Below are 26,652 nucleotides of genomic sequence, written 5' to 3'. Positions count from 1 at the left end.
ATTGGATATAAAGCACATAACAAAACAGTATTTTTTTTGAAAAAATGCGAGGAGTTTGCAGGACAAAGCTTTCGTGGCGCGTATGATACCATTGTCTAAGAAAAAATGAGCAAGAAAACTACATTTTTTTTCATTTTTTTATAATTTTTTTTAATTTTAAGGGTGAATAATGTCTAATTGGTACTGATCAAAACTTTTTCTTGGCTCTGTAACAACAAATTTAAAAGGATATGGGCTATTTTTAGGAATACGCTTAATTCCAACTAAACTTTCAATCAGATATTGCTCAGGTGTAATCACATGTGTAGCAATGACCTTATTTTGAGCTTTTAAGGTGACTCTTATTAGGGGTAATTCTAAGCTTTTAGAATATTGGTTATTGAGTTGACCTGAAAATTGAGTCTCCTGTCTATCAAGTGCTTTAACTTTAAGATGACTAATCACAATTTGTTTATAGCGTTGATCAACAGTATCGCACTGTAAGACGGCACAGGTTTGGGTAAAGACAGTATTCAAAAAAGGATAACGATCAGTTAAGTTTGGATTAAACCAAAGGATTTGAAATAATAAAATGCTGAGTAAAGCAAGATTGATCAAGCTCCACGCCAGATAATAAAACGTACTTTTGGGTTTTACTAAATGTTGCCCATGGTTATTTAAACCTTGTGATAAGTTTAAGCTTGGAATGTTATTGACTGGCTCATTGTTGAAATAATTCAAATTGTTTAAGTATGTTCTTAAATCAATATTGGAGTTTTCAATTTTACGATTAAAAATATCTAAAACATTGGTTTCGATTTGTCGTTTCGTCGTAATGAGGTTTTGTGCCTGACTTTGCACGACAGTCTCAGGATCGATCTTGGGTTGAGCAGGTTGACTGTTTTGTAGATGGATTAATGCATTAAAATTATGTGAACATTTCGGACAACAAACCATACCCTGCGCAACAGTGAGTTGCGTAACTGATACTTTATAAACTGAAGCACAATTTGGGCATCGGGTTTGTTTTTCGGTCATAAATATTTATATTTTCATAGATTAAACAGCCTTACGCGACCCAGAAATTCTGCACCAGGTTTCTTCACGTTTCTCGACTTCTACTATATCAAAAAATTCAGAATAAATACTAGAAACATCAGTAACTTGCTCTTCAATTACGCCAGCAAGTGCGAACTCTCCCTCAGATTTAATCAAAGTTGAGAATTCTTTAGCAAGAGACATAAGTGGGCCTGCCAGAATATTTGCAACCAAAATATCCGCCTGTTGGTTTTTAAATTCTGCATTGAACTCTTCAGGTAATCCAACATAAAGATTTTCAAGAACGCCATTCAGCTCAGCATTTTGTTTGGTCGCCAAGACAGCTTGTGGATCGATATCTGTTGCATAGACTTTCTTTGCACCTAAAAGCAGTGCAGCAACACCGAGGATGCCTGAGCCACAACCATAATCAATCACGACTTTATCTTTAACATCGGTTTTGCCTAACCATTGTAGACAAAGGAAAGTAGATGCATGGTTACCCGTACCAAATGCTAAGCCTGGATCAAGTTTGATATTGACTGCATCCGCTTCTGGTGGTTCTATCCATTCAGGTACGATCCAATACTTTTCACCAATTTGAATTGGTTCATAGTAATCCATCCAAGAACGTTCCCATACTTGGTCTTCAAGAAATTCACTACGCATCGGTTCAGTTGGGAGTTGGGTGCGAATGAATGTTTCTAGTGCTGTTACATCAATGTCTTCGCCTTCTTCTTGCGCGTAGATTCCTGTAACAATCACTTTATTCCATAGCGGAGTTTCGCCAGGGAGTGGTTCAAGCAAGTCTTGGTTTTCAGCATCATCTAATGTCACGCTGACTGCGCCTAAAGAACTTAACAAGGTTTCAGTAAAATCAACTTGAGCTTGTTCTACAGTAATATGAATTTGTAACCACTTCACGGCAAAGACCTAAATCGTTTTCTTAAAGGCAGTATTGTAGCCGAAACTGGGAAGTTACGCTTATATTCAGTAGGAAATAAAAAATGGATGCTTAAGCATCCATTTTAGTTGAGGCACATGATGGCTTTATATCGCAGGTTCAGTTTCAGTTGCTGCATGTCTTGAAATTAAGGCACCAAAAATAGCAGCGAAAATATACATAAAGATTGAGTAAACCGCGGCAGGCATTGCGACAGTAGAATTTGCGATCACAGTCAAAGCAATCGTCATGGCTAAAGTACTATTATGAATGCCGATCTCAAATGCGCATGCGCGTGCTTGAGCACTATTAATACCGAGTAATCTTGGAACAAAGTAGCCAATAACCAGACTGCAAATACAGAAAATCACCGTGGCTAGGCCGACTTGAGTCAGGTATTCCATGATATGTGCACGTTCTTTGGTGATTGCCCCAATAATAATGAGAATCAAAAACACCACTGAGAAAATTCTTAAAGGTTTACTTAATTTTTCAGTAAAGTGTGGCGCATAATGTCGAATGAGCATGCCGATACATACAGGAATTAAAATAATTGCAAAGACTTGCAGTATTTTACTGAACTGCATGGTGATTTGTTGCCCATCATTCATAAAGTATTGAATCGAAAAGTTTACGATCAAAGGCAAGGTAAAGGCAGCAATGACTGAGTTAATTGCAGTTAAGGTAATATTAAGTGCAATATCACCTTTAAATAAATAACTAAATAGATTAGCGGTACTTCCTCCAGGTGAGGCTGCAAGCAACATTAAACCAACGGCAAGCAAAGGCGGGAGTGCAAGCCCCTTACAAATGATAAAAGCGATACCGACCAAAAGTACCAATTGACAGAATAACGCAATCAATACAGCTTTAGGGTGTTTAGAAACTCGCGCAAAATCTTTTGGAGTAAGTTCTAAACCTAGTCCAATCATAATAATGGCGAGGGCGAGGGGAAGCATTATGGTAATTATCCCTGAATCCATAGTTTCATCCTTTTTGTTGTTTTTACATCAATTCAATATGTGAATATTCCGTTCTCGATTTGAGTGTAATCGAAAGGTATCGAATTGAAAAATGAAATCTATGACTCAGAAATCTTCTTGGAAATATGTGTTTTAAATATATAGCATTAGGCCGAATAACAATTGATTCATCGTAGATGTAAAACTATATGGATACTGATATTAATCAAGTCTACGCACAGACTTGAAATAAAAAAGGTGTTCCATTTTTAATGGAACACCTTTTTGCTCATCCATGCTATTTATAAAAGCAGGTATTTATAAAAGCACGTATTTATGCCTAAAGCAGATTATTGCGCTTGGATCGGATCTTCGCTTGGAGCGGCTTGACTCGGTTGCTCCATTGCAGGTTGTTCTGCTTGTGATGCATCATTTGTTGCTGGTGCATCGGCACTCGCTGGAGCAGATTGTTCTACAGCTGGGCGGTTTTCAATGGCTGATTCAGGCGCTGCAGCAGCGGCAGTTGGGTTGCCACCTGCAGGTGCTGGGAAGCTAAATTGTAATTTACCATTTTCATTTGGTTCACATGTACCGTTAAAAGTTACACCTTTGTTGGCGTAGGTGACCCAGTCACCTTGTTTTTTCTTGGCACATACCTGAATTTGCTTTTTCACTTCGGCTTTGCTGGTGTTTTCATCAGCAGCATGGGCAAAACTAAATGCAACACAACTGAGTAAAGATGCTGTAATTACTTTAGACATGGTATTTTTCATCATGATATTCCTTATATATAAAGTCTCGAAAAAAATAATTTGTCCGTGTATTGTCTATCGTATCGTGAGTTTTTGATAAGTTAAATTCTATTTGTAGGGCAGTCATGAAACGAAGTGTCAATTTATGTTGCCTATGTATAAGAGATGTTTAATCGTTCATACGCATGATTGAGGGAAATAATATTTGTAAAACTGCCTAAAACTAGAAGTAAAATTTTGCTATAATTTCCTGTCATTCTTTTATCTCTCATTTATCACTATGCATTATCCTAAAGTTTACGATGTCATTGTTATCGGTGGCGGTCACGCAGGTACGGAAGCGGCACTGGCTGCGGCGCGTATGGGTCGACAGACTCTGCTTTTGACTCATAACATTGAGACTTTAGGGCAGATGAGCTGTAACCCAGCCATTGGTGGTATTGGTAAATCTCACCTTGTTCGCGAAATTGACGCCTTAGGTGGTGCAATGGCATTGGCTGCAGACAAGGGCGGTATTCAATTTCGTATTTTGAACTCGCGTAAAGGCGCAGCTGTACGTGCAACTCGTGCACAAGCTGACCGTATCCGTTATAAAGCCGCGATTCGTCATACACTTGAAAATCAAGCCAATTTAGATATTTTTCAACAATCTGCAGATGACTTAATTGTTGAAGGCGATACGGTTAAAGGTGTAGTGACCCAAATGGGTATTCGCTTTGATGCGAAAACTGTGGTGTTAACAACAGGTACATTCTTAGGTGGCGTGATTCACGTTGGGCTAAATAATTCTTCAGGTGGACGAGCAGGCGATCCACCATCAATTTCGTTAGCAGCTCGTTTACGTGAATTAAATCTACCAGTAGGTCGTTTAAAAACTGGTACACCACCTCGTATTGATGCGCGTTCTGTCGATTTTTCTGTGATGATTCCGCAACCGGGTGATTTCCCATCACCAACCATGTCATTTATGGGGGATGCTTCGATGCATCCTGAGCAAGTAAATTGCTATATCACGCATACCAATGCGCGTACTCATGAGATTATTCGTGGTGGTTTAGACCGTTCGCCGATGTATACCGGGGTGATTGAAGGTGTAGGTCCACGTTATTGCCCATCGATTGAGGATAAAATTCATAAATTTGCAGATAAAGATTCGCATCAGGTATTCCTTGAGCCAGAAGGCTTGGATACACACGAGCTTTATCCAAATGGTATTTCAACATCTTTACCATTTGATGTGCAGTTTGAGTTGGTACGCTCAATCCGTGGTATGGAGAATGCACACATTCTTCGTCCAGGCTATGCAATTGAATATGATTATTTCAATCCACAGTCTTTGAAATTCTCACTTGAAACCAAATCGATTAATAACTTGTATTTTGCAGGTCAAATTAACGGTACAACAGGTTATGAAGAAGCTGGTGCACAAGGTTTATTGGCGGGCTTAAATGCTGCACGTCGTGCATGGGATCAAGAGCAATGGACGCCTAAACGTGATGAAGCGTATATGGGCGTTTTGGTCGACGATTTGATTACCTTAGGTACCAAAGAACCGTACCGTATGTTTACCTCTCGTGCAGAATATCGTTTGATGCTTCGTGAAGATAATGCTGATCAACGTTTAACAGCAATTGGCCGTGAAATGGGCTTGGTTGATGATGAGCGTTGGGCTTCTTATTGTGAAAAAATGGAAGCAGTCGAAAAAGAAACAGGTCGTTTACAACATCTTTGGGCTGCACCGAACAATCCAATGGGGAAAAAATTCGTTGAATTGACAGGCGCTGATCTTTCTAAAGAATGTTCTGCAATCGATTTACTTAAACGCCCAAATATCAACTTTGCACAAATTGCTGAATTAACTGGTTCTGAAGTATCTGAATTTGTCGGTGAACAGATTGAAATTGCTGTGAAATACGAAGGTTATATTAACCGTCAGCAAGAAGATGTTGCGCAAATGAAGCGTTTGGAAGATACCAAAATTCCAGCTGATTTTGATTATGATATCGTTTCAGGGCTTTCTCGTGAAATCACCATGAAACTGAAAAATGTATTACCTGAAACATTGGCACAAGCCAGCCGTATTCCGGGTGTAACACCTGCTGCTGTTCAATTGGTGATGATTACAATTCGTAAAAATAACCAAGCGAGAAAATCAGCTTAAGATTTTGAATTGTAAGAAACCCGCTATATGCGGGTTTTTTATTGTCTATGACAAAGGGGAATTTTTATTGAAAATATATTGTCATTATGACAATATAAAAAGTAAATAGGTTTTAGAGTAAAACATGACAAAACAAGATCAATTAAAAGGTGCAATCTATGGTTTGTTAGTAGGTGATGCTGTAGGGGTATCTTATGAATTTCTCTTAGCTGAGCAGCTACCAGCCTATGACCAAATTGAAATGCGCCCACCGAATAATTTTGCAAAGACCTATCCTCATATTCCAGTAGGGACATGGTCAGATGATGGCGCACAAGCTTTATGCCTTTTGGATTCATTACTTTATAAAAATAAAATGGATACAGAAGATTTTATGAAACGCATATGTAACTGGTATCAATGTGGTTATATGGCTGTGGATTTTCAAGTATTTGATGTTGGAGTACAAACTGCTGAAGCCATAAGAAACTATCTGTCTGGTGTGCCATTATTACAGGTTGCAAATAATGATGTACTTGCAAATGGCAATGGTTCATTGATGCGGGTATTACCTCTAGCAATTTGGCATCAAGGTTCAGATATACAGTTGATTGAAGATGCTTATGCGCAATCACATGTCACACATGCGCATTTACGTTCTAAAGTTTGCTGTGCTTTATATTGTTTATGGGCAAGGTCTATTTTAAATGGTTTGGATATTGACGCTGCTTGGTCTGATGCAGTGACAAAATTACGTGCTTATTTAAAAGATAAGCCAGACGATCTAGAACAACTAGAATATTATATTCGACCTGATGAATTGGAAAAGGGAACAGGCAGTGGTTATGTGGTTGATTGTTTAAAATCGGCTAGATATGCATTACAACAAACAACATATCAAGATGTCATTAAAACAGCCATTGCATTTGGTCGAGATACAAATACAACGGCTTGTGTCGCAGGAGGAATCGCTGGATTATATTTTGGTTTTGATTCAATTCCAGAGTCATGGTTAGCGCAGCTCAGAGCTAAAGATTTAGTTGAACCCTTATTGGCCAAACTACTCTCCAATGTGCCAGCTTAATGTTAAATATTTATGTAAATCAAAGGGCAATTGTGGTGCTTTGATTTTATGAGCTCTACAGTCCAATTTAATCTTATTAGGAGGTATCTTTTAAAAAATCATCTCACTTATCTGTGTTAAGGCTCAATTTACGATTTATTTTTAAAGGCATATTTTAAATACACAGATCCAATCTAACTTTATAAAAATAACTCTTAAACAGAATTGATGAAAAACAAAGCAGTTTTAATTATTTTTCAGTTTGCAAAATCATGGTTATAGTTAATTTACATTCAAACGAGAGGTGAACATCATGACAATGAAATCGATCCGCTACAATAGTGCTGAACTCGCATGCTGTAACATGTGATGTTTAGCATACTCCAATAAATCCCATGTCTTGTGGACATATAAAAATGTGACATGGGTTTTATATCAGCGCAAAAAAAATAAAATTTAAAAATAACAATCAAAACAATAAATCAAAGAGCCGAAAGGCTCTTTTTATTTTGATTATCTTGGCTTGGGGGAAGTTGCTAGATTATTCAATTTCATGTACCGCATTAAACACTTCAACAGGCTCAATTCGGACAATCTTTTTACCAAAACTTCTTAACCACCATACCAATTGTGAGGTAAATGGAACCACAGCACTGACTTGATACAACTCTTCATTCAGTTGTTCAACTTTTTGTTCTTTACTCAGTTGGCTTTCCGTGAAGTATTGTGCATCATCTTCGTGCATGACTAATTTTAATTCAACATTTTCGGTCGGTCGAGAAAAGTCGACTCTAAAGCCCAGCGCACCAGAATCGATATATTCATCAATATCGAATTTGACAGGGTGTAAAGCACGTAAATCTAAAACAGTTGCAGATTTAAAACGATGTAATGCAAAGGTCTGAACTTCTGTCTTGTCATGACGCGTACAAATCAAATAAATAATTGCACCTTTTTGAACCAAACCTAAAGGATTTAGAGTATAGGTTTTTTCTTCACCCTGATAACCACGTGCACGATAGACACATTCAATTTGTTTATCTTGTAGTAGTCCTTCATAAATGGCTTGCTGTGCATGTCTTTCCACCAGAGGTGGGATTACTGGTTGGCTAGCAGGCACAATTCGAACACGGTTAATCCATTGTCGAACATTGTTCTGCGTAGAAAGGCTACGCCGTGCCAAATCGAACCAAGGGTTCATTTCATCAATTAAACTCGGTGGAAGCAGGTGTTTTAAATGTTCTTCAACCATCATAAACGTGACTGCTTGCGAGCTGGTCATATGCGGCAGACTTTGAATCGGGGCATCTGAACGCCAACGCCAGCCTTGTGGTACGGTTTTGTTACTCTCGATCGGAAAGCGTTGAGCAATCTGATTTAGATCACGCTGAATCGTACGTAGACTGATTTCGATCCCTTCACGTTCTAAAACTTCTTGTAATTCACGTGTGCCCATCCACTTCCCCGTAGAGAGTCGGGACAGGATTTGCCATTGGCGATAGAGGCTATTGGAAGTTTCTTTTTCTTGTGCAGACATGGTTTGGTATCAATGGAATCGTGAATGTTTAAGGGAAATAAATCAGCTACACAATAGAAAATTAAAACTGATTCTGCAAGTTATATCCTGTGACTAGTCGCTTAGGTGTTGAAAATATTAGCTAAAAAATTTTGAAACAAGTTCGATCAAAACTCACATTGAGTGCAATAGCAAACAATGAATTAATAAAACTGAGCCAGAAAGATTTAATTGTACAGGTGAAGAATACAGGATATGGCGATTTAATAATATTTTGGCATTGATATTGCATTATTAAAGAAGCCATTAGAGAAGATAAAAAGAGGTTTGTATGCTAAAAGAAACCATAGATACAAATTCAAGCAATGAGAATTATGCAGATCGCTTCGCTTTGCCAATTGCTGAGGCAGAGGAAAACACTGAAACGACGAATCAACAACAGATAGGAAATATTCAACAGGCCATTAATCTAAATATCGATGCACAACAAGCCTCACATCATTTACTTAAACAGATGAATTCGGTTTTTTTTAATGAAATGACGGATGATCAGGTTCTTTCGCCCGAAACTGCTGAAAAAATCGAAGATTGGTTATCTCAACACAGCATTTATCAACTTGAAAAACTCAATGAAACAGCCAAAGCGCATTTTTTATATCAAGGAATTACTTTTGCGGTTTATGGTGAAAAATCGGGAATTGATCGCACCATACCATTTGATTTAATCCCACGTGTGATTGCCAAGCAACAGTGGAACAAGGTTGCAGCAGGCTGTACACAACGTATTCAAGCCTTAAACCTATTTTTAGCGGATATCTATAATCAACAAAATATTTTAAAAGAAGGTTTAATCCCAGCAGTACAAGTGCTTTCTCATGAAGCTTATCAACCGGTGATGATGAATCATCGCTTAAATGGAAATATTTACAGTCAAATCAGTGGAATTGATATTGTTAGGGACTGCAAAGGTGAATTTTTTGTCTTAGAAGATAATCTACGTACGCCTTCAGGTGTGTCCTATATGCTTGAAAGTCGTAAGATGAGTCAAAAACTCATGCCTGAATTATGCAATCAACACGTTGCCAATATTGAGTTGTATCCGCAATTGTTGAGGGACGTTTTGGCTGAAAATTCAAAGGTAGACAGCCCAACAATTGTGGTTTTAACACCAGGACGTTATAACAGTGCTTATTATGAACATTCATTTTTAGCAAGGGAAATGGGTGTGCCATTGGTGACATCACGTGATCTTTTTGTTGAAAACGACAAGGTTTATGTGAAAACTATCCGTGGACGTCAACAGGTTGATGTAATTTATAGGCGTTTGGATGATGGTTTTTTAGACCCATTAAGCTTTAGACCTGATAGCACTTTAGGTGTTGCAGGGCTGATGTCTGCTTATTTAAGTGGAAATGTGGTGATTGCCAATGCCCCTGGTACAGGCGTTGCAGATGATAAGTCGATTTATCCCTATGTGGATCAAATGATTGCTTATTATTTAAATGAAAAACCAATCTTGTCCAATGTACCGACGTACCAATGCCGTGAAGCTGAAGCTTTGGATTATGTTTTGGCAAATCTGGATCAATTGGTGGTAAAAGAGGCTCAAGGTTCAGGTGGTTATGGGATGCTTATCGGTCCTAAAGCAACTGAACAAGAAATTGATCTATTTAAAATGAAGTTAATGGCTTCACCCTCTGCGTATATCGCTCAACCCACCTTAAATTTATCTGTTGCACCAACACTAACTTCCCAAGGAATTGCTGAACGTCATATTGATTTACGACCATTTATTCTCAGCTCACCAGAACGCATAGAAATTGTTCCAGGTGGCTTGACTCGTGTTGCGATGCAACAAGGTTCACTGGTGGTCAACTCATCACAAGGTGGTGGAATTAAGGATACATGGGTAATTGATGAATATTCAATTTAGCCCCACCTTCAAATAATCCCAGCCAAAGGAGAGCAAACATGATTTTACTCAGTACCAATGCACAGAATATATTTTGGTTAGGGCGCTATTTAACCCGTATTCAATATTTATGTAGTCAATTTCCATTTAAAACCAATGAATTGGCTTTAGACTATGCACATGCTTTTTGTTTACCAGCATTTGATGCAAGTTCTTTAAATGAATTAATTTTAGACAATGAGCAACCTGCATCATTTCATCAGCATTTTTTATGTGCCAAAAATAATATTCATGATTTACGTGGGGTGATTTCAGCACAGTCCTTTGCCGAATTAAATCAGTTATTACAACAGGCAGAGCAAAATGCTGGTTTTATTTGTGATGTTTGTGAAGAATGTAATGATGTTTTAGAGGCAGAAGATGATGAATTGTTGTTTCTATTTTTTAGTTTAGGGCAAAAAATGGAACAATTTGATCGTCAATTGCGTCTGAATCAAGATAAATCAGTGACTTTGACACAATTGAATCATTTGATTGATCGTTTAGATCAACATGGTATGTGTAGTTTGCCTGAAGTTTGGGAAGAACTAAAAAACCAGCCAGACCGTATGAATTATTATCATTTTAGTGACCATATTGACTCATTATTTGAATTGGATCGCTTATGAAACTGATGATTAATCACCAAACGCATTACCAATATTCTGAATGGGCAAAAAATAGTATTCAGTATATCAAGATGACACCACAGTCTAATTTGCATCAACAAGTGACGGGTTGGCATGTCAGTGTTCCCGGTGAAAAACACATTAAAAAAGATGCCTTTGATAATGTCTGGTTGACCAGTTCACAAATTGAGCCTTATCAACAAATGTCCATTATGGCGCAGGGGATTGTCGATATTAATGTAGACAATCAATTTGGTATAGAAGATCAGGTATCACCTGTGGTTTTTTTACAGCCAACTCCTGCAACCTTGTGCAATACAGAAATGATTGCTTTTGCCGAACAGTATATAACGCATAAGCATTGGGCAAATTTCCAAAAATTAGCAGAAGCTTTGTTGCAACATATGCCTTATATCAGTGCAAGTACCACAGTAACGCATACCGCAATGGAGTCTTTTTCAGCACGGCAAGGGGTGTGTCAAGATCATAGTCATGTCCTGATTGCGATGGCGAAAGCATTGGGGGTACCAGCTCGCTACGTTTCTGGTTACTTATATGTAAATAATCAATCGCATTTGGCGAGTCATGCTTGGACAGAGATATTTTTAGACGGTAAATGGCATGTTATTGATGTCAGTAATCAATTATTCCGCCCAGAATCACATGTCTATGTGGCGATTGGACGCGACTATTGGGATGTTGCACCCGTTCGTGGAGTAAGAGAGCAAGGTGGCACTGAAACCATGTACTCTATTGTTCAAGTGCTTGCATGTTAGTGGTGGCAATGGTAAATAGTGTGAATAATTGCAGAATGTGATTAATCTCAAATTTAGTTGTATAGGTAGTTTCATGACGTATTGCTGTGCTTTAAGACTCAAACAAGGTTTAGTATTTATTAGTGATACCCGAACCAATGCTGGAGTCGATCACATTTCTGTATATCGAAAACTTTATACGTTTGGGGTAAAAGGCGAACGCTTTATTTGTATTCAAACTTCTGGCAACCTTGCAACGACCCAAGCGGTGATTGGGCATTTAGAAAATCATTTGGCACTTAAGCAAGAACCCAATTTGTATAGTGTGAATACGATGTTCGAGGTTGCAGGATTGGTTGGGCAAACCCTACGCAAAGTCATTGCAGATGTCACTGAAGATACTCAAGAGCAAAGTAATTATTATTGTAGTTTGTTGGTTGGTGGTCAGATCAGTGGAGAGGAAATGCAGCTTTATAATATTTATCCGCAAGGTAATTTTATTTCTGCAACCAGTGATACGCCTTATTTCCAAATTGGTGAAAGTAAATATGGTAAACCAATTTTAGATCGTGCCTTAAGTTATGATATGCCTTTAGATGAAGCGTTACGTTGTAGTTTAATTTCATTTGATTCGACTTTACGTTCAAATGTATCTGTTGGTATGCCATTAGATGCGATGATTTATCTTAAAGACAGCCTAGAGGTACCAAAAGGCAAGCGAATTAACGACAGTGATCCTTATTTTCAACACATCAGCAAACAATGGTCTGAAACTTTAAAGAAAGGTTTACAAGATTTACCTAAACCGACCAATGATTATTTTGAATAATACTCTATGTGCTTTAAAGCGAGTTTAATCTCGCTTTTTTTATATTAAAAATTATAAAGAGGTCGCATAAATTCAAATCTATGTTTCTTTTATTCTAAAATTTATATCGAGACAATTGTCTAGGTGGATCATGATTTACTTTGTGTTTTTAATGATAAATATATATTAAATCACTGTTTTAAATTAAAAAAATTAAAGAGCATGGTTATTATGTATGTGCTGTAAAGCAATCCGAATAAAAAATGATAAACAATTGAATAATAAAATGTTAAGACTTGTATGATCGCAAATAATTGTTTATAAATAATGAAAGTTAAAAATAGAAGAATTACATGACTTTTCAATTATGCTATGCAAGTAAAACAACTTCACCCCATCATCAAATACTCAATGATTTAAGAGATATTTTAGGTGAAGCGAGAGATTTTAATATACTTCATCAAGTTCAAGGCGTTCTGTATTTTGCAGATGAGCATTTTTTTCAATGTCTAGAAGGTGAGGAAGTGGTTATCTTACATGTACTGGAAAAATTGAATAAAGATCCAAGACATCATCAGATCAAGCTGTTTAGAGCAGGCTATGTTGAGCAAGGGCATTTTTCACAGTGGTCTATGAAATACGTGAGACGAAATGGCAAAATTCAACAATACTTCGAGAGTAAGGGCTATAACCATTTTCGCCCATTAAGTTTAGATGAGCAGGATATCCCGACATTACTTAAACTACTCTATGAGATTGAACAGCCAGAAGAATTTGTCTGAAATCTGAAAACTCTTAAAAAATCCAAGCTATGGCTTGGATTTTCATCTTGAATCGAGAACGAGTGTTTAAAGTTTTTTACGGATAGGGCGAGCACTCATACGACAGAGTAACTCATAACCGATCGTACCATTGGCAGCAGCCACATCATCAACCAAACGATCTTTGCCCCACAGTTCAACGACTGTACCTAGCGGTGCATCTAAGCCAGTAACATCAATTGCGATCATATCCATTGCGACACGACCAATGATCGCTGTCATTTGACCATTGATGCTGACATAGTTTTGTTGAGGAAAAGCACGCGGATAACCATCCCCATAGCCGATTGAAACAATGGCGATATCCATTTCATTTTTGGAGACAAATGTAGAGCCATAGCCTACAGATTCACCTGCTTGAATATGATTGAGTGCAATGATTTCAGCGGTAAAGCTCATGACAGGTTTGATGTCTAGTTCAGCAACGCTTCGATCTGCAAAGGGAGACGCGCCGTAAAGCATGATACCTGGACGTACAAAATCAAAATTCAGTTCAGGCCATTTAAAAATAGCAGCAGAATTGCAGCAGGAGGCTAAGATCGGTTCACAAGCAGCTTTTACCTGTAAGAATTGATCTTTCTGTTGTTCATTTAACGGGTGATGATCCGCATCGGCATTGGCAAAATGCATGGCCAGCACACAGGTAAAGCCTTCTGCTTTGAGTGATTGAATCACTTCAATAATTTCGGCCACCTTAAAACCCAATCGGTTCATACCGCTATTGAGTTTTACCCAGACTTTTAAACCTTTGTCGATATATTGTTTTTTATGTGCACGTAACCAAGCCAATTGTGGCTGATGATGTATAACGATTTCAAGGTTGTTTTCAAGAACACTAATCATTTCATCAGCGCTGAAAATACCTTCGATGAGAGTAATCGGTTGTTGATAGCCTAATGTTCGAATCTCTAAGGCTTCAGCAAGGCAGGCGACACCAAAGGCATCAGTCGCATTTAAGGCGGCTAAACAGTCCTTGACGCCATGTCCATATGCATTGGCTTTAACCATACTGACAATTTTAGCGCTTGGTGCAAGTTGTTTGACTCGGTTTAAATTATATTGCAGTGCTTCACTGTCAATATAAACTGTTGCTTGACGCACCCTAGTTACTCCTGAGGAATGGCAAAGATTGAATAATGCTAAATCGCATAAATAGAGATAAAAGTCTAACTTTAAAAAAGTGCAGCTTTAAAACGCTAAATATTGTAGTCCTATCAGCTTTAAATAAACATAAACATTTGTGTTTTTAATGGTTTATTGATTTTGTATCGATAAAATTTTTGCTAAGCGCTTTGCACATAATTTGTAAAGATATTGCACTTTATTTTTTAAATAAAATCGTACATTTTATATTTAAATTTAAGGATTTATTTCGGAGGGTGTATGGGAACATGGTCACATGAACCATTTGGAAATGATACTGCAAGTGATTGGGCCTATGAGTTTGAAGAGCAAGATGGGCATGTTGTCATTGAACAAGCTTTTGATGAAATGATTGATATGGCAACCGAAGAGTTTATCGACGCAGATATTGGCTGTATTGCGCATGCTGCGGCTGATGTTTTAGCTAAATCATTTGGTGAAGGGATTGAAGAAAATGAATATTATCCTGAACCTGTAGAAAAATGGCTTGAACAGAATAAAAACAATGTCAATTATGCGCTTATTCCCAAAGCATTGACTGCATTATTATTATTGACCAGTGAAAACTCTGAATTGGATGAGCTTTGGCAAGATTCAGATGATTATGATGAATGGACTAAGAATATTGAAACGTTGAGAGAGACTTTAAGTTCCAAGATTTGAAGATTAAAATCTCATCTCAACAGCAGTGTTAAATGATGCTAACTCTATTGATTAACATTATTCTTCATCTTGATATTGCGCATAATACTCAGGCGATAGATTACTAAAGCGCGTGTATTGACCTTCAAAGGCTAAACGCACAGTCCCGATCGGGCCATTACGTTGTTTACCAATGATAATTTCAGCTGTGCCTGCTTCTTTCGACTCTTTGTTATAAACCTCATCACGGTAAATAAACATAATTAAATCGGCATCCTGCTCGATTGCACCTGATTCACGTAAGTCGGACATTACCGGACGTTTATTTGGACGGTTTTCCAGAGAACGGTTAAGCTGTGACAGTGCAATAACAGGGCACATCATTTCCTTGGCAAGGGCTTTTAAGCTTCGTGAAATTTCACCAATCTCACCAACACGGTTATCACCCATGCCTGGTACTTTCATCAATTGTAGATAATCGATCATGATACAACCCAGCTTGCCGCCATGTTGTTTGGCAATACGTCGTGCACGTGCCCGAAGTTCCGTTGGTGGCAGTGCAGATGAATCATCAATATAAAGATGTTTTTCTTGTAGCTGTAAAATGGTTCCTGTGACTTTAGACCATTCATCGCCATCAAGTTTACCTGAACGTAAATGCCCTTGATGGACTTTACCGTATGCTGAAATGAGACGCATGGCGATAGAGTCTGCTGGCATCTCCATAGAGAAAACCAGTGCTGGAAGATCACAGTTAAATAACACACTTTCCACAAGGTTCATGGCAAAAGTTGTTTTACCCATCGACGGACGTGCAGCAACAATGATCATATCACCAGCTTGCATACCAGAGGTTTTATTGTCTAACTCCATAAAACCTGTGGTTAAACCGGTGATATTGCCTTCCATTTGAGAAAGTTCATTTAACTTGTCAAATACGTCTGCAACAACTGAGGTAATGGCTTTTGGCCCTTGTGCTTTGGCATTATTATTATGTTGTTCTGCAATAGAGAAAATATTGGTTTCAGCAAGATCTAGAATTTCACTGACTTCACGACCTTTGGTATCATAAGCATTTTGCAGGATTTCATTGCCCACTTTAATCATGCTTCTTAAGGTTGAAAATTCTTTGATTTTGCCTGCATAGGTTTCTAGGTTATAGAAACTTGAAGGTGAATCTGACATCAATTGCATTAAATATTCTTCACCGCCAATTGCATCAAGCAAGTTTTGCTTAATCAGCCAATCGTTGACTAAAACTGCATCATACGGAGAGTTTTCTTGTGCCAGTTTTTCGATTGCACGGAAGATATATTTGTGACGTGTTGCATAAAAATCAGTTTCATTCAAAGTATCACTGACTTGTTCAAAAGACTCAGCAACCGTCATCAATGCAGCCAGTACAGCTTGTTCAATTGCCAAGTTATGAGGAGGCGTACGAAACTCTTTTAACTGTGCATTGTCTTTGTTTTTTGCATCAGTGCTAAAGGGATTCTGTTGAGCTGTGGCAGTTGCCTGAGACATATAAAACCTTGATTTTTAAATCGTGCAAAAACATTATTTACGTAATGTACGTGTGTACTGAAGTACTCACTTATCTTAATGCAAAATACTAAAAGTATCTAACAGTAATACCAATAAGTAGGGGAATGAATCAACTAGAAACAATTTCAGCTGATCCGAGGTAAAATTTAAAGATAAAAAAAGAGCATACAAAAGTATGCTCTTTTTTTCTGCAAGAAATTACTCAGATACGATAGTAACGAGAACTTCAGCAGTAACATCATGATGCAATTGGATTGCGATGTTAAATTCGCCAGTATGACGAAGTGCACCGTTCGGTAAACGAACTTCAGCACGGTCAACAACAAGACCAGCATTTGTTAACGCGTCAGCGATATCACGAGTACCGATTGAACCGAATAATTTACCTTCATCACCAGCTTTCGCAGTGATAACGATGTTTACTTCGTTCAATTGGTCAGCACGTGCTTGAGCAGCAGCTAAAACTTCAGCTTCACCTTTCTCAAGTTCTGCACGACGAGCTTCAAATGCAGCAGTATTCGCTTCAGTCGCTGCAACTGCTTTACCTTGAGGGATAAGGTAGTTACGGCCGTAACCAGCTTTAACTGAAACTTTATCGCCTAATTTACCAAGGTTTTTAATGCGTTGTAATAAAATAATATCCACGGCTCAACCTCACTTATGATTGTCAGTGTAAGGAATCAACGCTAAGTAGCGAGCTTGTTTAATAGCAAGCGCTAATTGACGTTGGTAACGAGCTTTAGTACCTGTAATACGGCTAGGAACAATCTTGCCGTTTTCAGTGATGTACTGTTTTAAAGTGTCGATATCTTTGTAGTCGATGTACGTAACGTTCTCAGCTGTAAAGCGGCAGAACTTGCGACGACGGTAAAAACGTGCCATTGATGTTCTCCTTATGCTTCAACAGAATCTTGAGCTTGTTGTGCTTCTTCACGTTGAGCTTTACGCGCACGTTTTTCTTCAGCACTCTTAGCGAGTAAAGATTCTTCAGTGATTGCGTTTTCACGACGGATAATCACGTTACGAAGGATTGCATCGTTATAACGGAACAATTCTTCTAATTCATTAAGCGTAGTTTGGTTACATTCAATGTTCATTAAAATGTAATGCGCTTTATGGATTTTGTTAATTGGGTAAGCCAATTGGCGACGGCCCCAATCTTCAAGACGGTGAATTTGACCTTCAGCATCTTTGATGTGAGAAATGTAGCGTTCTACCATTCCCACAACTTGATCGCTTTGGTCTGGGTGTACCAGAATTACGATTTCGTAGTGACGCATTGTCAGCTCCTTACGGTTTATACAGCCCCAACCTTAAAAAGATTGAAGCAAGGAGTCACAATCAGCATCAACTTTAAACAACAGTTTAAAAGCCAATAGATTGTGCCGCAAAAATTGCGAGCGCCTATTATAGGAAAGTTTGTGCGCAAACACAATTTAATATTCAAATATTTATTGGAATAACCACTAAAATTTTACAGACCCGAGATTGAATTTCATCTTGTACCTATTTAGATTGAAAATGAATAAAAATATGGATCGCTAAAATGACAAACTACAGTACTGAAAAACTTGTAACCATTGAATCTTATATTGAAAACCCTACACAAGACTTCTACTTTGATGTTTTTGATGGTCGTTATGACATTGTCATGGTGGTGGATTGGAGAGAAGAGGATGATGCAATTATTGGCTATTGTGAAAATATTTTAGAAACTGGACAATTGTCTGCTGAACTTGAAGATGCTGATAATCAACAAGGTTTTAGCATCACAATTCATTATGGTGAAAAATCATTGTTGATTCCTTATCAAGGAGAAGGTGCTGATCGTGATACCACACTACGGGCACTCAATGAAATTTTACAACCTGAGTATGAAATCCGTTTCTGTAAAGCTTCTGCTGGTTCCGACACATTAGAATTTATTCCACTTCCGAAAAAATTATGGCATCAACTTGATATGAAATATGCGGGAAAAATGGATGCGTTATTTGCTCGGTTTGAGCATGATTCTGTTTTTTTTGGAAGTTAATTGGGTCACTCAATTAGAAGTTAAATTGAATAAAAACGTGAATTTATTGATTAGATTAATTCATGATTTATTTTGTGGTAATAAAAACACCACAAAACCCTTAAAGTTTGGATCAGTATCAAATTTAAGTTGCTGATCCCATTTACCATGTTGTACCAAGCCAATTTTATAAGGCAGTTTCAATGTTGAAGCCTTGGTTAAATAAGTCTGATAATTTGGAATAGTCGTAGTGCCTTGATAGGTTTGAATCACCATTTCATCAATATTTTCTCTAAATAGCCTAAGTGTATCTGGATCACGCAGATTGGCCCAATCCATCAAACTGGTGATGCTGAGTTGATAATGCTGTGGTAACTGCTTTCTAAGCTGTTGTAGAAATAAGCCATATGCTTTTAAATTTTTAGTTGGTGCATCAAAGTCGATTTGAATACCTTGAATGTGATTGCCTGCGCTTTCCCACTGTCGGACGCGTTGTAAAATTTTTTCTATTTCAGTGCCTTGCCAATTTAAATGATGATTTCGAAAAACTAACCATACTTTCTGATGTGGAATTTTAATCACAGAAATGCCTTGTTGGATCAAGATAGATTGGTTGGAATTTTTCTCCAGCCTAACTTCACCTTGTAAAATATAGATTTCCTTAGCTTTGCTTAAATAAGGCGCAGACTTGATATTTCCCCAAATCCAAAAGGCATCATAGTCATTCGCATTGACCTGATCTGAGACTGTTGCGGATTGACTCGGTTGACACGCCATTAATCCTAAACAACATTGGATTGTCAGTAGAACCGAGAAAATCTGTTTAAGCATGAATCAACTACCAATAATATTTTAAAGATTTTGCCCATGTGGTATTTGGATAGTCACGTTTAATTTGTGCGTACCATTGTTTGCGTGTGGATTTTGTGGCCTCTTTTCCACCACAGACATTTATACTACTCGGCGAATAACACATAACAGCGCGATAAAGCGCATAAGCTTGTAATTCACTTTTAGAATTGGATTTAATAATTTCTTTATAAACTTCACCACGACTAAAAGTTTCACCTGTAAAGGCATTTTTCGGCTGGCTAAAACTTGGACCATAGTAATAGTCACCATAAAAATTTTCTAAAGCAGTGCCTTGATTACGCATATATTCGCCTATACATAAACGATAAGTTAAATTTTTCGGATTTTTTTCTAAGCCAGCTGTTAAGGTGCTTAATTTAGGGCATTTGAGCGTTGGTGTAATTTCATGACCATTCCAAACAAAAACTTCGAAGTGGGGTTCTGACTTATAAGCTTTAATTTTGCTGTTGTATGCTTTGTATTCTGAGGCATCTTGAGGTAACCATGTGGTATAGGCTTTATTGAATACCGCATAGTTTTGACTCATTAAGCTTTTATCTAATAATGTATATAAAGCCAGATTCTTTTTATCAGCTGAACTGTCTTTGGCAGTAATGATACTTTCTAAAGCTTTGACATCGGCAATTTGAGTAATGAATGCTTTCTGTAAGCTTGCTTGTTTGATTTTTGAATGATTTCCTAAAAAGGCATTTTGGTTATTGGTGTTTTTATAGTGAATCGCTAGGGCGACTTCTGCCAAAGCTTTTTGATAAGGATTAGCAGAAATTGCGAGTAAATGGTCCCAATATTGTTCAACCAGATTTTTATCACTACTTTTTTCAAGAATGACCCCTTTAAGCGTATATTGGCTGAGTTCTAAATAATTTTGAATGGAATTGGTTTTTTGTTTTGGTAAATAATTTAACGCATCTTGCGGTTTTTTCTGAATAAAATATAAATGAACGGCTTGTAAATAACGGAACAACTCTGGTTGCTCCTTAAATACAGGTTTTTGTGCATTTAACTCGGACCAGCTAATTGGCCGGTACTGCGTAGAGTCACTCTGACGCATATACATCAGATCATAGATGGCTAAAAAGAAAGGATCGTTGAGTGTTTTTGCGTTGAAGTTTTCTAAACCAAATACCTTGCGATCTATTTCGGCCGGCAATGTGGACATATCGAGATTGTAATAATCTGATTTGGGGTGGTCCATATGCCAAATCATCTCTTTGACTAGCGCATCTTGTTGATTGGCAATCCAGTAGCCTCGGCGTAAAAAGCCTCTAGCACTGGCTACGTATTGACCTTTAGGGTAAAGCTTAAAATAATCAGTAATGCGATTAAAAAAAGTTTTAAGAAGTGCTTGATCAACTTTCTGAGTATCTAAATCACCATAAGTTCCTAATGACTGGCTATACAACTCATTTAATGATGTGCGGATGAGCATGTATTGAGCTGTTTCTTTTAACCAAGGGTCATCAACTTGGCTTAAGGCTGTAAATATTTTAGTTACTGAGGAATAGTTAGCTTTGTAAAATAAAATGATCCCATTTAAATAAGATGCATACTGTTGAGCGGACTGTGTCCATTGCGCATTGACCTGAATCAATGGAATAGTTTGTTGACAATCTTTAATCTGATTTCGTTGTTCTAACAAGCTGCCTTTTTCGTCTTGAGATATTTTCTTGTGATTTGAAACTTGTTGAAGAAAAACTTCAGCACCAGATTTGAGCGTTATACAGCGCTCATCATAGACGTGATCGTTTGCATCATAAAAAGCACGTTTGTTTGGAATTTTATTTTCAGATGCTTGAGTTAATTCGGTAGGGTAAAAAGGGACTAAGCCACTAGACGTATCCCATAAACTCATTTTATCAACTTCAAATGCTTTGATACTTGCTAAACCTTTGTCACTTAGCAGTAGCATCATGTTGGTTCTATTGTCATTGGCTGGATAGAGTATGGGGAGATTTAATATACGATATTGATTGTTGTTTAGGTCAAAAGTTGGTGATGCGATTTCTTCTGCAGCGCCAGCAAAGCTAGAAGTTGGATAAACTACCAAAGGTAAACCGATAAGAAGGACATATTGCAGTGTTTTATTTTTAAAAAGCATAAAGTGCCTATCGTTATAATAAAAATTTTAATATTTTAATTTTATTTATGCAGATAAAAAAAAGATAGAGAGAACTCTATCTTTTTTTAAAACAGTGGCAAATGAGGTGCAGGGGAGACATAACTAAAACTAAAGCTCACACTGAGCGCTGTAATTAGAATGACGGAATACAAAAAATATTTTTTTGCCCAGACCTGATCATTTTCAGCTTTAAATCCAATAATTGATAAATATACCCAATAGGCACATAAAGCATTAAAGGTAATAAGGAAGAAAATGTTGGTATAGCCAAAACAATACAATCCATTTAAAACTGCAGCAAATAGAATAACGTAAATTAAACTTTCAACTTTCGTGCGAAAAATTGAACGGGCTACAGGTAAAATTGGAATATTTGCATTTTTATAATCATCAAATCGATAGATTGCAATTCCCCAAGAATGTGGCATTTGCCAGAGTGCATAAGCTAAAAAAATCAGCAAAGCGGCAACATCAAATCCGTTGGAAACAGCAGTATATCCAATTACAGGAGGGCTTGCGCCAGAAATACTTCCAATCACAGTTTGGTGAATAGTAGTACGTTTACTCCAAAGACTATAAAAAATCACATACACAACAAAGCCGAGTACAGCAAAGCCAAATGCGTAGGCGTTGACAAAAAACCACAACAAAGCAAAGCCAATTAAACCGAGCACAGCAGAAAAAATTAAAGCAACTGTTGGGCTGATGGTTTTTTTGACGAGCGCACGATTCATTGTACGTTGCATTTTTTGGTCAATGTCTTGGTCAATGACATTATTCACCACACAGCCAGAGGCAACCACAAGTGTAGTACCTAGTAATGTGATGAGAAGTAAAAGGAAATCTACAGAACCTTGAGCGGCTAAGAAAAAGCCGCCCAAAGTGGTAACAAAGTTACCAAAGAGAATTCCTGGCTTAGTCAGGAATAGATATTTTTTCAACATGACACCCTAGAGCATCATGTTTGAATGTAAGTAGTTCATGATCCATACAGAACCAATTAACAGAACTGCAATCGTCAGAATCGTATAGATGAATGCAATCACATTCCAGCGTTGTTCAGAAGATGAATTCATGTGCAAGAAGAAAACTAATTGTACAAGAACCTGAGCAATCGCAGTGATCGCAATCGTTGCAACAACTGCACCACCAGTCATTCCTTTCATCACCATCCCGAAAGGGATGATGGTCAAAACGACAGAAAGAATGAAGCCGATAGAGTATTGTTTGATGTTTCCGTGCGAAGCACCAGCAGCATTATGATCATGACTCATTATAAAGCTCCCAGTAAATAAACTACGCTGAATACACAGATCCAAACGATGTCAAGGAAGTGCCAGAACAAACTTAGGCAAGCAAGACGACGTGTATTTGGAACAGTCAAACCATTTTTCTTGATTTGAACCATTAACACGATCATCCAGACCAAACCAGATGTTACGTGGATACCATGCGTACCTACAAGGGTAAAGAACGCAGACAAAAACGCACTGTGGCTAGGACCATGACCAGCGTGAACTAAATGATTAAATTCATAAAGTTCCATACCGATGAATGTTGCACCAAAGAGCCAAGTGATAATTAACCACATAAGCACTTGGTTGACATTTTTCTTGTAAGAAGCAAGTACCGCAAAACCGAAAGTCACAGAAGAAATCAAGAGAGCAAAGGTTTCAACAAGTACGAAACCTAAAGACTCACCAAATAACTCTTTTGGACTTGGAGTACCAGGCGGAATATGACTGCTTAATACAGCGAACGCGATGAAGAGTGTACCGAATAAAATCAAGTCACTCATCAAGTATGTCCAGAAACCAAAGACGGTGATGTCTGTATCATCGTGATGATGATGTTCATCGTGTCCGTGGTTGTCGTGATGAAGTACTTCAGCCATATCCTTAGTCCTTCTTCAAGTGTTTTTCAAGTAAAGCATAACGCTCGTTTTCGATACGTTCTACTTCAGCAGCTGGTACGTAGTAGTCCACTTTTTTAGTGAATGAACTTACGATGAAGCTGATAACAGCACCAAGGAAAGTTGCAACGACTAACCACCAGATATGCCAGATTAAAGCGAAGCCCATTGCTGTAATGAACAAGGCAATAACAAAACCAGCAGCACGGTCAGTTGGCATATGAATATCTTCATATTTCTCAGGACGTGCATACGCTACACCATTCTCTTTGTCATTCCAGAAAGTATCAATACCATTGATTTTTGGAATTTCAGCAAAGTTATAGAACGGAGCAGGGGATGAAGTAGACCATTCAAGTACACGACCATCCCATGGATCGCCTGTGTTGTCCATGTTGTCGTGACGTTGTAAGAAACCAACAATAACTTGCATTAAGAAACAAGCAATACCGATTGCTACAAGCACAGCACCAAACAAAGCAATTGCTAAGTATGGGTCCCATTCAGGGTTGTCATATGTATTCAAACGACGTGTCATACCCATGAAACCAAGGATATAAAGTGGCATGAATGCAAAATAGAAACCAAAGAACCAGAACCAGAACGATGCTTTACCCCAAGTTTCATTTAACTTCCAACCAAACATTTTTGGCCAGTAGAAAGTGATACCTGCGAACATACCGAATACAACACCACCAATAATTACGTTATGGAAGTGAGCGATCAAGAATAAAGAGTTGTGTACCAAGAAGTCAGCTGGTGGAACAGCCATCAATACACCCGTTAAACCACCGATACCGAAAGTCACAAGGAAGCCAAGTGTCCAGTACATTGGTGATGTAAAGGTAATACGACCCTTATACATAGTGAATAACCATGAGAAGATTTTCACACCAGTAGGAATCGCAATAATCATGGTCATGATACCGAAGAACGCGTTAACGTTGGCACCAGCACCCATGGTAAAGAAGTGGTGTAACCATACCACGAAAGCAAGTACTGTAATCGCAATCGTTGCATACACCATAGACTTGTAACCGAACAAGGTTTTACGAGAGAACGTTGAAACGATTTCAGAGTAAAGACCAAAAGCAGGTAATACTAAGATATATACTTCTGGGTGACCCCATGTCCAAATCAAGTTCACATAAAGCATTGGGCTACCGCCAAGCTCATTGGTGAAGAAGTGGAAACCGAAGTAACGGTCTAGCGTTAACATTGCAATTGTTGCAGTCAATACTGGGAACGATGCAATGATCAATACTGCTGTACAAAGTGCAGTCCAAGTAAAGATCGGCATGTCCATAAGTTTCATACCAGGCGCACGCATTTTGATGATGGTAACAAAGAAGTTAACACCGGTTAAAAGCGTACCTAGACCAGAAACCTGGAGTGCCCAGATATAGTAGTCAACACCAACACCAGGAGAATATTGAATGCCAGAAAGAGGTGGATAAGCCATCCAACCTGTTGCAGCAAACTCACCTAATACTAATGAAACCATCATCAAACCAGCAGCACCAGCAAATAACCAGAAGCTCACAGAGTTTAATAATGGGAATGCAACGTCACGCGCACCAATTTGAAGTGGTACAGTGATGTTCATCATACCAACAACAAGACCCATTGCTACGAAGAAGATCATGATTACACCATGTGCGGTGAAGATCTGATCGTAATGGTCTGGATGTAAGTAACCTTCACCGCCACCTTTTGCAAGGAACAGTTGAAGACGCATCATGATTGCATCTGCGAAACCACGAAGTAGCATCACAACAGACACAAGGATATACATAATACCAATTTTTTTATGGTCTACAGATTTAAACCATACATTCCAGAGGTAACCCCATTTTTTGAAATAGGTGATACCGCCGAAAACTGCAATTGCACCAAGAGCCATAATGACCATTGTTACAAGTACAATCGGCTCTTTAGGGATTGCATCCCAATTGAGTTTACCTAATAACAAAGACATGTCTTATTCCCCTACAGAAGCAGTTGCATGTTCAGCACCTGCATGTTCAGCGCCTGCATGGTCTGCACCATGGTAGTTGCTCATGTAAGTGTTGATAATGCTTTTGAACAAGTCAGGCGTAACTGAAGAATAATAAGTCACAGGATGAGGCTTAGTAGGGAATGGACCTTTACGTTCAGCTTCGTGTGCAGCTTTAAGTTCTTCTGGAGTATGCGCATTGTTCAGCATTGCTTCAATTTGGTGTTTAGAACGATCACCATCTTTGAGCGTAGCAAATTCAGTCGCATCAAGCGTGGTTTTTTGGATCGCTTCAGGATTAATTGAAGTACCTTTACCTGCTTTAATAGCGTCTACCCAAGTGTTGAAGTCAGCATCTGAAACAGCATGAGCTCTGAAACGCATTTGCGTAAAGCCATAGCCGCTATAGTTTGCTGAGAATCCACGGTAGCCATCTACTGGACTTGGATGTTCTGCAAGCATATGTAACTTAGTTTGCATACCTGCCATTGCATAAACCTGACCTGCTAACTTAGGAATGAAGAACGAGTTCATTGTAAAGTTAGAAGTGATTTGAAATTCAATTGGTTTATTGACTGGGAAACGAACTTCGTTAATTGTAGCTATTTGTTGTTCAGGATAGATAAATACCCATTTAAATTGTTCAGCGACTGCTTGAATTTTTAAATGTTCTTCCATCTGACCTTGAGTATTCGTTAATGGTCTGTAAGGGTCATATTTGTGTGAACCCCACCATGTTAAATACGCAAGAATAGCAATAATAATACACGGGATACCCCATACTACAATTTCAATCGCAGTAGAGTGTGCCCATGTAGGTTTATAGTCTGCATCTTTATTTGACGCGCGATATTTCCAACCAAACCACAATGCCATCAAGATCGAAGGAATTACGACCAATAGCATTAAGTAGATCGCAGTCATCATCAGGCTACTTTGACCTTCAGCGACTGGACCTTTAGAGTTTAGAAGTACTATATCACCACCACACCCAGTTAAGAGTGCGGCGATCGCAGATAAAGACAATACAGCTAAAGTCGTTTGTCTCATTTTA

Annotated in this window: 26 protein-coding genes; 9 read left to right on the top strand and 17 right to left on the bottom strand. The window is 38.1% G+C overall.

The genetic code is table 11. The annotated features are described in order from the left end of the window. Positions 1-156: 156 nt before the first annotated feature. The 4 genes from AC07U8_RS12905 to AC07U8_RS12890 form a co-directional block, all read right to left on the bottom strand. Positions 157-1,017, bottom strand: a complete 861-nt coding sequence (locus AC07U8_RS12905; RefSeq protein ID WP_004822471.1) for a zinc-ribbon and DUF3426 domain-containing protein — start codon at positions 1,015-1,017, stop codon at positions 157-159. A 21-nt stretch (positions 1,018-1,038) separates the two neighbouring features. Next, positions 1,039-1,941: a 50S ribosomal protein L11 methyltransferase gene (gene prmA / locus AC07U8_RS12900; RefSeq protein WP_004822468.1), complete on the bottom strand. Its 903-nt coding sequence runs from the start codon at positions 1,939-1,941 to the stop codon at positions 1,039-1,041. Between the two features lie 126 nt (positions 1,942-2,067). Beyond that, positions 2,068-2,943 carry a bile acid:sodium symporter family protein gene (locus tag AC07U8_RS12895; RefSeq protein ID WP_494738000.1) on the bottom strand — a complete coding sequence of 292 codons (876 nt, stop codon included), beginning with the start codon at positions 2,941-2,943 and terminating at the stop codon, positions 2,068-2,070. A 329-nt stretch (positions 2,944-3,272) separates the two neighbouring features. Then, the gene (locus tag AC07U8_RS12890; protein ID WP_333494218.1) at positions 3,273-3,695 is read right to left on the bottom strand and encodes a hypothetical protein; all 423 of its coding nucleotides are present in this window, start codon (positions 3,693-3,695) and stop codon (positions 3,273-3,275) included. Between the two features lie 259 nt (positions 3,696-3,954). Here AC07U8_RS12890 and mnmG point away from each other — a divergent pair, with 259 nt between their 5' ends. Together mnmG and AC07U8_RS12880 are read left to right on the top strand one after the other, a co-directional pair. Beyond that, entirely contained in the window at positions 3,955-5,835 is a 1,881-nt protein-coding gene (gene mnmG, locus AC07U8_RS12885) for a tRNA uridine-5-carboxymethylaminomethyl(34) synthesis enzyme MnmG (RefSeq protein WP_494737999.1), read from the top strand. 124 nt (positions 5,836-5,959) lie between these two features. Further along, entirely contained in the window at positions 5,960-6,898 is a 939-nt protein-coding gene (locus AC07U8_RS12880; RefSeq protein ID WP_494737998.1) for an ADP-ribosylglycohydrolase family protein, read from the top strand. Between the two features lie 520 nt (positions 6,899-7,418). Here AC07U8_RS12880 and AC07U8_RS12875 read toward each other — a convergent pair. Further along, positions 7,419-8,414, bottom strand: a complete 996-nt coding sequence (locus AC07U8_RS12875; protein WP_004719313.1) for a helix-turn-helix transcriptional regulator — start codon at positions 8,412-8,414, stop codon at positions 7,419-7,421. A 310-nt stretch (positions 8,415-8,724) separates the two neighbouring features. Here AC07U8_RS12875 and AC07U8_RS12870 point away from each other — a divergent pair, with 310 nt between their 5' ends. The 5 genes from AC07U8_RS12870 (at position 8,725) to AC07U8_RS12850 (ending at position 13,318) form a co-directional block, all read left to right on the top strand. Then, positions 8,725-10,326: a circularly permuted type 2 ATP-grasp protein gene (locus tag AC07U8_RS12870; protein ID WP_494737997.1), complete on the top strand. Its 1,602-nt coding sequence runs from the start codon at positions 8,725-8,727 to the stop codon at positions 10,324-10,326. Positions 10,327-10,364: 38 nt separating this feature from the next. After that, positions 10,365-10,973, top strand: coding sequence for an alpha-E domain-containing protein (locus tag AC07U8_RS12865; RefSeq protein WP_004822456.1), 609 nt, complete (start codon positions 10,365-10,367; stop codon positions 10,971-10,973). Next, complete coding sequence (locus tag AC07U8_RS12860; RefSeq protein WP_494737996.1) at positions 10,970-11,749, top strand: transglutaminase family protein; 780 nt, start codon at positions 10,970-10,972, stop codon at positions 11,747-11,749. The genes AC07U8_RS12865 and AC07U8_RS12860 overlap by 4 nt, the downstream gene beginning before the upstream one ends. A 73-nt stretch (positions 11,750-11,822) precedes the next feature. Further along, positions 11,823-12,557 (top strand): proteasome-type protease, encoded by a 735-nt coding sequence (locus AC07U8_RS12855; RefSeq protein ID WP_004822453.1) that lies wholly within the window; start codon positions 11,823-11,825, stop codon positions 12,555-12,557. Between the two features lie 332 nt (positions 12,558-12,889). Continuing rightward, positions 12,890-13,318: a BLUF domain-containing protein gene (locus tag AC07U8_RS12850; protein ID WP_494737995.1), complete on the top strand. Its 429-nt coding sequence runs from the start codon at positions 12,890-12,892 to the stop codon at positions 13,316-13,318. Positions 13,319-13,384: 66 nt separating this feature from the next. Here the strand turns inward: AC07U8_RS12850 and alr are convergent, their stop codons facing one another. Further along, positions 13,385-14,458, bottom strand: a complete 1,074-nt coding sequence (gene alr, locus AC07U8_RS12845) for an alanine racemase (RefSeq protein ID WP_494737994.1) — start codon at positions 14,456-14,458, stop codon at positions 13,385-13,387. Between the two features lie 282 nt (positions 14,459-14,740). Here alr and AC07U8_RS12840 point away from each other — a divergent pair, with 282 nt between their 5' ends. Continuing rightward, positions 14,741-15,163 (top strand): DUF4259 domain-containing protein, encoded by a 423-nt coding sequence (locus tag AC07U8_RS12840; protein WP_004719330.1) that lies wholly within the window; start codon positions 14,741-14,743, stop codon positions 15,161-15,163. A 57-nt stretch (positions 15,164-15,220) separates the two neighbouring features. On the opposite strand, the gene dnaB is transcribed toward AC07U8_RS12840, so the two are convergent. From dnaB to rpsF, 4 genes are all read right to left on the bottom strand, one after another. Beyond that, complete coding sequence (gene dnaB, locus AC07U8_RS12835; protein WP_004719332.1) at positions 15,221-16,666, bottom strand: replicative DNA helicase; 1,446 nt, start codon at positions 16,664-16,666, stop codon at positions 15,221-15,223. Positions 16,667-16,885: 219 nt separating this feature from the next. After that, on the bottom strand, positions 16,886-17,332 hold the full coding sequence (rplI, locus tag AC07U8_RS12830) for a 50S ribosomal protein L9 (RefSeq protein WP_004719333.1): 447 nt from the start codon (positions 17,330-17,332) through the stop codon (positions 16,886-16,888). A gap of 9 nt (positions 17,333-17,341) precedes the next feature. Beyond that, entirely contained in the window at positions 17,342-17,569 is a 228-nt protein-coding gene (gene rpsR / locus AC07U8_RS12825; protein ID WP_004719336.1) for a 30S ribosomal protein S18, read from the bottom strand. A gap of 11 nt (positions 17,570-17,580) precedes the next feature. Then, positions 17,581-17,967: a 30S ribosomal protein S6 gene (gene rpsF / locus AC07U8_RS12820; RefSeq protein WP_004719337.1), complete on the bottom strand. Its 387-nt coding sequence runs from the start codon at positions 17,965-17,967 to the stop codon at positions 17,581-17,583. Between the two features lie 266 nt (positions 17,968-18,233). Between rpsF and AC07U8_RS12815 the strand changes: the two genes are divergently transcribed. Beyond that, positions 18,234-18,719: a hypothetical protein gene (locus AC07U8_RS12815; protein ID WP_494737993.1), complete on the top strand. Its 486-nt coding sequence runs from the start codon at positions 18,234-18,236 to the stop codon at positions 18,717-18,719. A 60-nt stretch (positions 18,720-18,779) separates the two neighbouring features. Here the strand turns inward: AC07U8_RS12815 and AC07U8_RS12810 are convergent, their stop codons facing one another. The 7 genes from AC07U8_RS12810 to cyoA all read right to left on the bottom strand — a co-directional run bounded on the left by AC07U8_RS12810 (position 18,780) and on the right by cyoA (position 26,648). Next, on the bottom strand, positions 18,780-19,529 hold the full coding sequence (locus AC07U8_RS12810) for a DUF3142 domain-containing protein (protein ID WP_419263360.1): 750 nt from the start codon (positions 19,527-19,529) through the stop codon (positions 18,780-18,782). Between the two features lie 7 nt (positions 19,530-19,536). Continuing rightward, positions 19,537-21,669 carry a PA5441 family protein gene (locus AC07U8_RS12805; protein ID WP_494737992.1) on the bottom strand — a complete coding sequence of 711 codons (2,133 nt, stop codon included), beginning with the start codon at positions 21,667-21,669 and terminating at the stop codon, positions 19,537-19,539. Between the two features lie 86 nt (positions 21,670-21,755). Then, positions 21,756-22,634, bottom strand: a complete 879-nt coding sequence (cyoE, locus tag AC07U8_RS12800; RefSeq protein ID WP_004719345.1) for a heme o synthase — start codon at positions 22,632-22,634, stop codon at positions 21,756-21,758. 6 nt (positions 22,635-22,640) lie between these two features. Then, positions 22,641-22,967, bottom strand: coding sequence for a cytochrome o ubiquinol oxidase subunit IV (cyoD, locus tag AC07U8_RS12795; protein ID WP_171066910.1), 327 nt, complete (start codon positions 22,965-22,967; stop codon positions 22,641-22,643). Beyond that, positions 22,964-23,584 (bottom strand): cytochrome o ubiquinol oxidase subunit III, encoded by a 621-nt coding sequence (gene cyoC / locus AC07U8_RS12790; protein ID WP_056512630.1) that lies wholly within the window; start codon positions 23,582-23,584, stop codon positions 22,964-22,966. Before cyoC ends, cyoD begins: the two co-directional genes overlap by 4 nt. Before the next feature lie 4 nt (positions 23,585-23,588). Beyond that, on the bottom strand, positions 23,589-25,580 hold the full coding sequence (gene cyoB / locus AC07U8_RS12785; RefSeq protein ID WP_004719352.1) for a cytochrome o ubiquinol oxidase subunit I: 1,992 nt from the start codon (positions 25,578-25,580) through the stop codon (positions 23,589-23,591). 3 nt (positions 25,581-25,583) lie between these two features. Then, a complete protein-coding gene (cyoA, locus tag AC07U8_RS12780) occupies positions 25,584-26,648 on the bottom strand; it encodes a ubiquinol oxidase subunit II (RefSeq protein WP_004719354.1) in 1,065 nt (354 codons plus the stop codon). Positions 26,649-26,652: the final 4 nt, after the last annotated feature.

The organism is Acinetobacter sp. GW821-FHT01E09 (assembly GCF_059422385.1).
The sequence above is the reverse complement of the archived record's forward strand: the minus strand, read 5'-3'. Positions and strand labels throughout refer to the sequence as shown.